The sequence below is a fragment of the Pseudovibrio sp. W74 genome (assembly GCF_001623085.1).
In the GTDB taxonomy this organism is placed as follows: Bacteria; Pseudomonadota; Alphaproteobacteria; order Rhizobiales; family Stappiaceae; genus Pseudovibrio.
Window position 1 is genome coordinate 289,086 of record NZ_LMCJ01000057.1, and the last position, 11,324, is coordinate 300,409.

Genomic DNA, 11,324 nt, shown 5'->3' on the forward strand with positions numbered 1-11,324 from the left:
CCCTCCAGCTCCATTATGAGGGGCATTGGTCTGAATTGAATACCTTAGTAACAGCACCTAAAACTCAACAGAGTTTGACGGGAAATGCGCTATGACGATCTGCAATCTAGAGGGTTTGACCTCTCCACGCTCTATTGCCATTGTTGGCCCAAACAGCAAGCAGGAGGTGGTCCTGCAGCGTCTCATCGACAGCCTTGTCGGTTGCGGGTTTTCTGGTCCTAAAGCGTTTATTAACTTGCCCGGAACTTCAGCAGATGGATTTAGGAGTATCGCTTCAATTCCAGAGGTGGATGGTAAAGCAGATCTTGCCATTTTGCTGGGAGATCATACTACAGCAGCAGATGACATCAGGCTTCTCGGCGAGCAAGGCACACGCGCAGTGGTTATTCCCGCAAGCGGATTTGACAGCTGGCGGGATGAACACCTTGATGCGCTGTTGAAAGCAGCACATCCATACAATATTCGAATTCTCGGCCCGGGTAGCCTCGGGATCGCTTCCCCACATTCCAAGCTCTCTACACTGCTGACAAGTGAGCAAGCATTGAAGGGGGAACTGGCGCTTATTTCCCGCTCCGGCACTATCTTCAACACCACATTGTCCTGGGCCAAAGCCAACTCCATCGGGTTCTCTGGTGTTGTTTCTCTTGGTCGCAGACTGGACGTAGATGTTTCTGATCTGCTGGATTGGTATGCGCAGGATTATCGGACCAAAGCGATCCTTGTGCACCTTGAAACCATTGCAAACCCGCGCAAGTTTATGTCAGCAGCCCGTGCTGCTGCCCGATCCAAACCAGTGATCGTAATTCGCAGTGGTGCGAGCCGTGACCAGCACATTTCAGGCACCGCCCACTCCAGCCGTCTGGCAACGCGCGATTCTGTTTATGATGCAGCTTTGCAGCGTGCTGGCGTGCTTCGTGTTTACGACCTTGATGAGATGTTTGAAGCCGCGGAGACTGTTACCCGCGTTGCTCCATCAGCGGGGCGGCGTCTTTCTATCATCGCAAATGGTCGTAGTCTGGCAACGCTGGCTGCTGACCGCCTTGCGAAGGTTGGTGGCAAGCTGGCTCCTATCAGTGAGGAGACCAAAGAGAAGCTTTGCTCTTTGACTAGGACCGATGCGCGGGCGGACAATCCGTTGGTCTTGTCTGAAGCTGCGAGTCCTGAGGAGTTCAAAGAAGGCATCAGCGCTTTATTGAGAGACCCGAATTCCGACGGTGTGCTGGCCATTGCTGCACCAACAGCTTTTGAAGATTTCTCTCAGGTTGCAAAAGCCTTTGCTGAGGCAGGTCAAGAAGACCGCAAACGCCTTGGCAAGCATCAGGCTTTTGTGACTACGCTGGCTGGTGGTGCCAATATTCCGCGACAGGTTCTGGATGAAGCACGTGTGCCTTGTTATCCAAGCCCGTCTGGCGCAATCCGCTCCTTTATGCACCTGGTTCGATACAAGGAAGCGAAGGATCACCTTTCCGCTGTGCCGGACAGTTTGCCCAGCGATTACAAGCCCAATTTGCGACTGGCGAAGGAAACAATCCGCGTTGCGCTGGAGAACGGACAGAAGTGGCTTACACCTTTGCAAACGAGGGAACTGCTGCGGGCCTATTCAGTTAATCAAGTCGAATTGCATCTGGTAAAAACCGTTGAGGAAGCTGCCAAAGTTGCTGAGGTTTTGTTCGACAAACACGATCAGCTTGTTCTTAAAGTCAGCAGCCCTGATTTGACCTTCAAGTCTGATGTTGGCGGCGTGCATCTTGGCGTTGACAGTGTTGCAGGTGTGAAAGCAACTTTTGAGAAGATCCTTGGCAATGTGAAACACGCCTACCCGCACGCTGACATTACCGGTGTTGAAATCCAACCAATGGTGACACGCAGGTTTGGATTAGAAACCTATGCTGGCCTTGCAGATGATCCGGTGTTTGGACCTGTGGTCGTGTTTGGCAAAGGCGGTACATCCGTTGAGGTGGTTGGTGACCGGGCGATTGATCTGGTGCCGATTGATCTTAACCTCGCCAAGGCGATGATCTCCCGTACCAGCACAGCTAAATTGCTCAAAGGTTTTCGTAACAGGCCATCAGCTAATGTGGCTGAGGTGGAGCACCTGCTGGTGAAGCTCTCTCAGATTGCCGTTGACTTTCCGGAAGTGCGGGAGCTGGATTTGAATCCGGTTGTGGTCGATGAAAATGGTATTGTTGTCCTTGATGCGCGTGTCGCGATCAGTGCGCCGGACAAACGGCCCGGACGGCAAGGCGCGTCTCGCCTGTCTATCGTGCCCTACCCTGTTGAATGGGAGCACACACATAAGCTGAAGGACGGTAAGACGATCCTGATCCGGCCAATCCGACCTGAAGACCAAGGCAAGTTGAAAAACTTCTTTGAGAAGGTTTCGGTAGAAGACTTGCGGCTAAGGTTCTTTGCTCCCGTCAAAGAGTTTTCGCATACGTTTCTAGCGCGCCTCGTGCAGCTGGACTACGCGCGGGCTATGGCATTTTCGGCTATTGATCCTGAAACGGGCGATATTTTGGGAGTGGTCCGGCTTCATGCAAACCCGGACCATACTGAGGGTGAGTATGCGGTGATGGTTCAGTCCAACCTCAAGGGCATGGGTCTTGGTTGGGTTCTGATGAAGTTGATTATCCGTTATGCGAAGGTGGACGGCATCCAGACCGTCAAAGGTGAAGTTTTACGCGAGAACACCACCATGCTGGATATGTGCCGCAGCCTCGGTTTCCGCGTGAAGCGCTCTCCTGATGATGATGCGCTTGCTGATGTTGTTCTGGACGTCACAACCCTTGATCGGGAGACGATGAGCTAAGCCATCGCCTCCGCAATATTTCGCTTAACTCGTCGCCATAGAGGCTTCGCGGATTTGCGACAGCGAACGGATTGGCGTGATCGCTTCAGGGTCAAGATGCAGATGCAACAGAGCTGGCTTACCACTTGCTTTTGCTGCTTCAAAGGCGGGACCGAACTCATCAGCCGTTTTCACCGTGCTTGAATGGAAGCCATAGGCTTTGGCAACATCAGCGAAGTTTGGATTGTGCAGTGTGGTTGCGCTGATGCGACCTGGATACTCACGCTCCTGATGCATGCGGATTGTGCCGTAGATTCCGTTGTCGACAACGACCACAATGATGTTCACGCCATCCTGAGCTGCAGTGCCCAGCTCCTGAATGGTCATCTGCAGACATCCGTCACCCGCAAAACAGACCACATCACGCTCAGGGAACTTGAGCTTGGCTGCGACGGCTGCTGGCAGGCCATAGCCCATTGAGCCGGAGGTTGGAGCCAGCTGCGTGTTGTATTTGCGGAAGCGATGGAAGCGGTGCACCCATGTTGCGTAATTGCCTGCGCCATTGGTGAAGATGGTGGTGTCGTCGAGGTTGTTCTCAATCCACTCCATCACTTCAGCCATTTGCAGATCACCCGTCACAATTGGGCGAGCGCCTGACCATGCCAGATAATCAGCATGCGCTTCTTCAACCTGGGCTTTCCAGCCAGTTTTCTGCTTTATGTCTAATTCTGCCAGAGCTTCGCAGAAACCAGCAGGGCTGGCGTTGATGCCCAGCGTTGGCAGGTACATGCGACCAAGTTCTTCTGCACCCGGATGGATGTGAACGACCTTTTGTGCCGGTACTGGAATGTTCAGCATGGAATAAGACTGGCTTGGCATCTCGGAGAGAATATCGCCGAGCAGGACAACGAGATCTGAGTTCTCGATGCGAGCTTTGAGTTTCGGGTTGATGCCGATACCCACATCACCAGCGTAGCAGGTATGGCCGTTGTCAAAGAGCATTTGGCGGCGGAACGATACGCCAACCGGCAAACCGGTCTTTTCAGCAAAAGCCTTAAAGGTGTCACAGGTCTCTTCTGACCAGCGGGAACCGCCGAGAATGAAGAATGGACGCTCGGCCCCTTCCAGCAGTTGTTTAAACTCTTCCATCTGATGACTGGACGGATAAGTCTCAATTGGGCGCATAGCCGGAACACGTTGTGCTTCTGCCAGCTCGATCAGCATATCTTCTGGCAGGGCCAAAACGACAGGACCGGGACGGCCTGATGTTGCGACATGGTAAGCGCGAGAGACCATTTCCGGGATGCGGTCAGCCTGATCAATCTCAGCCACCCACTTAGCAATGCTGCCAAACATCTGACGGTAGTTGACTTCCTGAAAGGCATCACGCTCACGCATATCGCGGGCAATCTGGCCAACAAACAGGATCATCGGTGTGGAATCCTGTTGCGCAATGTGCACGCCGGCAGATGCGTTGGTTGCACCCGGGCCGCGTGTCACCATGCAGATGCCTGGCTTGCCGGTCATTTTACCCCAAGCTTCTGCCATCATGGCCGCGCCGCCTTCCTGACGGCACAGGGTGATTGGAACGGAAGCATCATACAGCGCATCCAGAACAGCAAGATAGCTCTCACCCGGCACACAGAAGACACGCTCGGCGCCCTGATCTTCCAGCGCATCCACGATTAACTGACCACCGGTCCGCATTGTCTGGCTCATCCCTCACTCCAGTCTTAATTCGATTGAGGCGAAGATACGCGGATTATGCTCTCGTGAAAATCTGCAGTATTTCTCTTTATTATTCCCGGATGGAATGAACTGGGCAAATCACAATGCAAATGATGAAGCCTGCATGACAGATTGAGTGGTTTATTGAGTTACCCTTGTTTTTCACTGCAAGGCAAAGTCTCTCGCCCTAGAATAAGTCCTAAGCCCGATTGATAGATTGGCAATTGCAGCCTGAAGGTGCACAACATCTCCAGGTATTTTGCTTTTGCGTAGTTTCGATGGATGGACCCATGACCGCCGCCAGTTTTGACGTGGATACTCTGACCCAAAGCGACATCATCAGCTTTTTCACCTCTCCGGAGGCGCACCGGGGGCAAGAGGTCAAGCGCATCGACACACATGCCAATATTGCCTTTCTGGTTGGAAATGATGCCTACAAGATGAAGCGGGATGTGAAGTTTCCGTTCCTTGACTATTCCACGCTAGAGAAGCGGAAAACGGCCTGTGAAGCCGAGATCAAGCTCAACAGTCAGTATGCCCCACAGATTTACCGCAGCACCTTGCCCATCACGTTAGAGAGGGATGGCTCTTTAGAGCTGGCTGGTCATGGCGCTGTCGTTGAATGGGTGGTCCACATGAACCGCTTTAACGAGCACCTCGGGCTGGACAGGGTTGCTGAGGAAAAGGGTATCAGCAGAGAGCTGGCGGTAGACTTAGCGAAACTGATGGTAGATGCCCATAGCCGGACAACACGGCGGGAAGCTCAGCCGTGGATTGATGACCTGCTCAATTACACCGACCAAAACCTTGAGGCATTTCGAGAGTTCCCGCAGTTCTTTCCTAGTGACCAGGTGTTGGCACTGGACGAAGCTGCCCGCAAAGAGCACCAACATATCGAGGGCATGATCCGGGACCGCGGCGAGTTGGGGCTCGTGCGTCTAAATCATGGCGATGCTCACCTTGCCAATATAGTGATGCATGACGGGAAGCCGCTTCTGTTTGATGCGGTTGAGTTTGATGATGCGATCGCGACGGGAGATGTTCTTTATGATCTCGCCTTTTTACTATTAGATCTATGTGAGCGAAAAGAGCCTGAAGCAGCTAATGTGGTGCTCAATACCTATCTCCAGTTGGCGCGACAGCCAAAGCATCTGGAAGACCTCCGCGTATTAAGGTTCTATCTGATGATGCGAGCTGCGATCCGCGCCAAGATCGGGGCAGCGGCGTCATTGCACCAAGAAGGTGAAACACGGCGGAAGACCGAGTATCAGGCGCAAGAGTATTTTAAGGTTTGCCGGAGAGCACTTGAACCAACTCCGCCCGTGCTTTGTGTGATTGGTGGCCTTTCCGGCACTGGTAAAACCACGCTCGCTCAAAGACTGGCTCCTTTACTGGGACGTATGCCGGGAGCGGTGCATCTGCGCACAGATGTTTTGCGTAAGGAGATGCTGGATCTCGGTGAGGTCGAAACCGCCAGCAAGGAAACATATACACCAGAGTTTTCAGCCAAGGTCTACTCTGAGTTGCTGGATCGGGCTGAAGTGGTGCTGGCAGCCGGGCACTCCGTCATTATCGATGGGGTTTATAGCAAGTCGGCAGAAAGAGACTCGGTTGAGCAACTTGCCGTAAAGACAGGTGCAGAATTTCAGGGGATCTGGCTGGAAGCTGACGTTGAGACGCTTATCAACCGTGTTGATGCGCGACACGGCGACGCATCAGATGCAGACTCTGAGGTGGTGCGGATGCAGCAAAGTTACGACCTGGGCGAGATTCACTGGGTTAGGCTGGATAGCGCTAAATCCAAGGAAGCTGTTTTAGAACAAGCACGTAGAGTGACAGGGCTGTCTCAGTTACAGTAGTATTCCATTTTTTATAATAATTCCAAAGTGATAGCAGTACTCTATAACGCAGCAATGTTCCTTTCTTGTTTGATTCCCGTCATTGCAAGTCATTCGCAGTTGCAGTTTTATGTCTTCAAGAAATAAGATTTTTGGAGACGTTGATGTCTTTGCTAGCCAGAGAAACATTCGAGCAAGCACCCCATAAAGAAGTCTTCGCACCTTATCGCGAAACATTCGTTCCACCTGTACAGGCTATGCCGCTGACAGAAGCACGTACAGGTGTTGAGCTGAAGGTTGTTCGCCTTGGACGCAACCGGGCAGATGCCCTGAAGTTGCGTTCTCTTGGTTTGACCAGTGATCGTCCGCTTTCCATTTTTGAAGGCAGCGGTTCACGGGCACGTATCCTTTCCATCGGCTCTCAGCGCGTGGCTGTTGGTGTTGACTTGGCTGACACTATTCTGGTGGAAGAGGTTAGCCAATGAGCTGCCACGACACTGGCTCTTGTCGCTGTGAAGACAAACCCCAAGTCCATTTGCTTGGAACTGCCAACTCCGGAAAATCCAGCCTGTTTAACAAGCTGACTGGCCGCAGTCAGGTTATCGGCAACTGGCCGGGTGTTACTGTTGACCGCAAGACTGGCATTTGTGAAACGCAGACCACCGCGCTGGCGCTGCTGGACTTACCCGGCGTTGCAACGCTTTCCTCTCCTGAAGATGACCGTATTGACGAACGCATTACCCGTCAGGCGCTTTTGTCTGATCGCCCATCCGCACTGGCCGTTGTGCTTGATCCGATTGCGCTGGAACGTTCACTTGCCATTTTACTACAAGCACTCGCGTTTGATGTGCCGATTGTAGCGGTGATGACCAAAGCAGATTTGTGGCCTGCCGGTGTTTTGCAATCAGCTGCTGATCGCCTCTCAGCTGCGCTTGCTATGCCGGTGATCGCAACTTCCGTACACGACGAGCATTCTCTGGCTGGTTTGCGTGATGAGTTGTCAACTGCCGTTCGCTCACCAGACGTCCCCTCCCGTTTGCTGACAGATCCGTTTGATCTGATTGAGCCTGTCAAAGAGCTCGCAGATGGGATCGCCAGACTAGCTCCGGCCTTGTCAGATCAATCCATGCCATTAGCGCATCGATTGATGGAAGGAGACAAGCTGGCGCGTGAGATGGTGCCTGCTGCTGTGCTGGAGAAGGCTCAAGCTGTTTCCCAAAGATGTGAGCTTCGCCTGCAAGACCCAACTGAGTTGGTGATGGCGACGAGTTACTTCAATCGGGCTTATTCTCTCGCGCAACTGATGGAACTACCTGAGCCACAGGATGTACGCAGCTTCTCAGATAAGATTGACCGCTTTGTGCTTTCCAAGTGGGCTGGCCCGTTTGTGTTCCTTGGCGCGATGTATGCGATGTTCTTCATCGCGATTAATGTTTCCTCCTACTTCATTGATCTGTTTGATGGATTGGGAGATGCCTTGTTTATTCAGGCACCCCTAAGCCTGCTTTATGCGGTTGGGCTTGAAGGTGGTGCACTGGAAATGCTGATCACAGCGCTTGGCGGAGGTTTACAAACTGTCGGTACGTTCGCCCCTATCGTCGGCTTGCTTTTCCTCTGTCAGATTTTCCTTGAGCAGAGCGGGTATATGGCCCGTGCAGCAGTGGTTGCAGATGGCTTGATGCGCCGGATCGGACTGCCCGGTCGCGCCTTCCTGCCGCTCATTCTGGGCTTTGGTTGTACTGTGCCCGCTGTTGTGGCGACCCGTACGCTGGAGACGGAACGCGAGCGGGTGGTGACATCCATGATGGCGCCGTTCATGTCCTGCGGCGCACGCCTGCCAGTGTATGCTTTGTTTGCAGCGGCGTTTTTCCCGGTCAACGGCCAGAACATTGTGTTTGCGCTTTATCTGCTTGGCGTTGGCGTGGCTATCTTTACAGGCTGGGCGCTGTCCAACTCCTTCTACAGAGGGCAATCCACCAGCCTTGCTATTGAGCTGCCGACCTATCAGATGCCGCAGTTTGCACAGGTGATGAAGCTGGTCTGGACGCGTCTGAAGATCTTCCTGTTTGGCGCTGGTAAGATTATTGTCACGGTGGTGGCTGTTCTGACTATTTTGAACTCCGTTGATTTTGAAGGAAACGTTGGCAACGAGGCCAATGGCAACTCTGTTTTGGCTGTTGTTTCCAAACAAGTGACACCAATCTTCGCTCCTATGGGCCTGAGTGAAGATGACTGGCCTGCGACTGTTGGTCTGGTCACAGGCATTTTTGCGAAGGAAGCTGTGGTTGGCACTTTGCAGACGCTTTATGTGACCACTGATGAGGAAGGCGGTGCCCCTGCCCCGCTGGAGACTGCACAAGAGGCCATCAATATCTTCACGACCAGCATTGTGGATCTGACCTCGCAGATGCTTGATCCACTTGGCATCGATATTGGTGATACCTCCAGCTATAACGTAGCTGCTGAAGAGCAAGAGGTTGAGGTGGGCCTGTTCACCGCACTTGCGGCGCACTTTGACGGAAAAGTAGGCGCATTTGCCTACATGATTGCGGTCCTGCTTTACATTCCATGCACTGCGGCTTTGGCCACGATCTGGCGAGAGGTTGGGCGCAACTGGGCTCTGTTTGCGGCAGGCTGGACCACTTTGCTGGCCTACTCCGGCGCTTCTCTGGCTTATCAGATTGGCACCTTCGCTCGCCACCCAACATCTTCTGCGCTCTGGATCATTGGACTGCTGGCTGCAATTGTCAGTGTGTTGGTCTTTATGCGCCAGAAAGCAGAGAGCACCATTGCGCATCAGGCAGCACTGGAGGCCGCAGAATAAAATGTTGCAGCAGATCGAAGGTGTTTTGGCAAAACGTGGCGGCGCTACTGTTGGCGAGATCGCTCAGGATATGAACATCCCAAGTGATTTTGCTATGGCGATGGTTTCCCAACTCAAAGCATTAGGCCGCATTGAGGAAGTGGGATGCTCTTCAAGCTCCGCCTCCAGTAGCTGTGCAAGCTCCTGTGGGGGATGCAGCTTTGCGCCGACGGTTCAGTATCAGCTCAAACAATAAGCTCTGCTTAAGCAAATAAACACAAACAGGAGAGTAAAGACCCGTTCTTTGCTCTCCTGTTTTGCATTTGGCCTATGCCCTCAACTTTCTGGTGAGAAAGCGCGCTCTAGCCTTTCCTGCAAAAAGGAGGGCTCAATGGCCTACACGCACTCACAAGATGAACTTAATTTCAAAGATGCTATCATCTCATGCCTGAAGAACTACTTTAACTTTTATGGTCGTGCATCACGCGCTGAATACTGGTGGTGGTTTTTGTTCAATGCGCTTGTCATCACCGCAGCTGTTCTTTTTGATATTTTGGTTGTGAGTGGTCTTATTTTGGGCATCTCAGAGCTTCAGCAATCATCAGGTACTTCTGGAACTGCAGTGGCAGTCGGTATGTTCCTGCCCAACATCCTCACAATGATTGTTACGCTTTTTCTGTTGTTACCAACACTAACGGTAGCCGTTCGTCGTCTTCACGATGTTGATCGTTCCGGCTTCTGGGTGTTCATTACGGTGATCCCGTTTTTTGGGGCATTGCTTCTATTGTACTGGCATCTGCTTCCTTCAAGGCAAACCGTTAACGCCAATTACGAGTAAACACTCAAACTCAGCTAAGGCAAAAAGTACGCACGCAAAACAGGAGCACAGACCTCAGTTCTTTGCTCTCTGGCACATCGTTAGACAGCCAACCTCGACGTTCTGGTCAGCATGTGCGGTCTAACGTCCCTACAAAAACTTGGAGAGTAGCGTGGTTAGTTTTCAAAGCGCCATCAGAACCTGTTTCAAGAAGTATGTGCAGTTCACTGGGCGTGCGCCTCGCTCCGAGTTTTGGTGGTGGGTACTTTTCGTGCTCATAGTGATGATCGCAGCTCACCTTATCGATAACTTTGTGATCGCCCCTATTCTGGGATTGCCCACGGGGAGTGTGCAGGATGGTGCTCCGTTAAGCTCCATCTTGAACATCGCATTCTTCTTGCCTAATCTGGCCGTGGCTGTGCGGCGACTGCATGACATCAATCGATCCGGCTTCTGGCTGCTCATCGCTTTCATACCGATTCTAGGCGGTTTGCTGCTGCTCTACTGGTTTGTGCAGCCATCATTCCATAGCAAAACGAAATATTAGAATTAGAATTAATACAAACTGGATAGTGCTGTGTCGGATCGGGCATAAGCAGAAATTATGCGACACTTTGCATAGCGCATAGCTCCCAATGCAACTCACTTTCTCAAGGAAACGGTTACTACAGCAAAGACAAGTGCCCTATCTTTTGGGGTGCACTGGTCATGGATCGCGGAAAAAACATAATTATTAATAGTGTTCCGCTAGGTAAATCCATGATTTAAAATCAGCACATCCCATCGACAGGTGGTCACATGGACAGTTTAGCAGTTGATCTGGCTCGATTCCAATTTGCTTTTACAATCGCGTTCCATATCATTTTCCCTGCCTTTACTATAGGTTTGGCGAGTTTTCTTGCCGTGCTTGAAGGCTTATGGCTATGGACAGGTCGCGATGTATACTTGCGTGTCTTCAAGTTCTGGATCGTAATCTTTGCACTATCTTTTGCCATGGGTGTCGTTTCCGGCATCGTCATGGCGTATCAATTTGGCACCAACTGGTCTGCTTTTGCAGACAAAACCGGATCGGTCATTGGGCCGCTCATGGGGTATGAGGTGCTCACGGCCTTCTTCCTGGAAGCAGGTTTCCTCGGCATTATGCTGTTTGGTATGAACCGCGTGGGCAAGAAGTTGCACTTCTTTGCCACCGTGGTTGTTGCCATTGGCACCGCCCTTTCCGCTTTCTGGATCCTTTCCGTCAACAGCTGGATGCAGACACCAGCAGGCTACGCCATGAATGACGTGGGTCAGTTTGTGCCTGCGGATTGGTGGGCGATTATCTTCAACCCCTCCTTCCCCTACCGGCTC

The 11,324-nt window shown here is 52.1% G+C and carries 9 protein-coding genes; 8 read left to right on the plus strand and 1 reads right to left on the minus strand.

Annotation, left to right across the window (positions count from 1 at the left end):
- The first annotated feature begins 91 nt into the window (after positions 1–91).
- A complete protein-coding gene (locus PsW74_RS24275) occupies positions 92–2,809 on the plus strand; it encodes a bifunctional acetate--CoA ligase family protein/GNAT family N-acetyltransferase (RefSeq protein ID WP_063287116.1) in 2,718 nt (905 codons plus the stop codon).
- Between the two features lie 24 nt (positions 2,810–2,833).
- Here the strand turns inward: PsW74_RS24275 and PsW74_RS24280 are convergent, their stop codons facing one another.
- The gene (locus PsW74_RS24280) at positions 2,834–4,507 is read right to left on the minus strand and encodes a thiamine pyrophosphate-binding protein (RefSeq protein WP_063287115.1); all 1,674 of its coding nucleotides are present in this window, start codon (positions 4,505–4,507) and stop codon (positions 2,834–2,836) included.
- A gap of 299 nt (positions 4,508–4,806) precedes the next feature.
- On the opposite strand from PsW74_RS24280, the gene PsW74_RS24285 reads away from it, so the two are divergent.
- The 7 genes from PsW74_RS24285 to PsW74_RS30025 all read left to right on the plus strand — a co-directional run.
- Entirely contained in the window at positions 4,807–6,375 is a 1,569-nt protein-coding gene (locus tag PsW74_RS24285) for a bifunctional aminoglycoside phosphotransferase/ATP-binding protein (RefSeq protein ID WP_208981720.1), read from the plus strand.
- A gap of 143 nt (positions 6,376–6,518) precedes the next feature.
- Positions 6,519–6,839, plus strand: a complete 321-nt coding sequence (locus PsW74_RS24290; RefSeq protein WP_063287113.1) for a FeoA family protein — start codon at positions 6,519–6,521, stop codon at positions 6,837–6,839.
- Positions 6,836–9,178, plus strand: a complete 2,343-nt coding sequence (gene feoB, locus PsW74_RS24295) for a ferrous iron transport protein B (protein ID WP_063287112.1) — start codon at positions 6,836–6,838, stop codon at positions 9,176–9,178. The genes PsW74_RS24290 and feoB overlap by 4 nt, the downstream gene beginning before the upstream one ends.
- A 1-nt stretch (position 9,179) precedes the next feature.
- Positions 9,180–9,413 (plus strand): FeoC-like transcriptional regulator, encoded by a 234-nt coding sequence (locus PsW74_RS24300; protein WP_063287111.1) that lies wholly within the window; start codon positions 9,180–9,182, stop codon positions 9,411–9,413.
- Between the two features lie 135 nt (positions 9,414–9,548).
- Positions 9,549–9,995, plus strand: coding sequence for a DUF805 domain-containing protein (locus PsW74_RS24305; RefSeq protein ID WP_208988131.1), 447 nt, complete (start codon positions 9,549–9,551; stop codon positions 9,993–9,995).
- Between the two features lie 151 nt (positions 9,996–10,146).
- On the plus strand, positions 10,147–10,521 hold the full coding sequence (locus PsW74_RS24310; protein WP_063287109.1) for a DUF805 domain-containing protein: 375 nt from the start codon (positions 10,147–10,149) through the stop codon (positions 10,519–10,521).
- Positions 10,522–10,772: 251 nt separating this feature from the next.
- A partial coding sequence (locus PsW74_RS30025; protein ID WP_244277901.1) for a cytochrome ubiquinol oxidase subunit I occupies positions 10,773–11,324 on the plus strand: 552 nt, incomplete at its 3' end.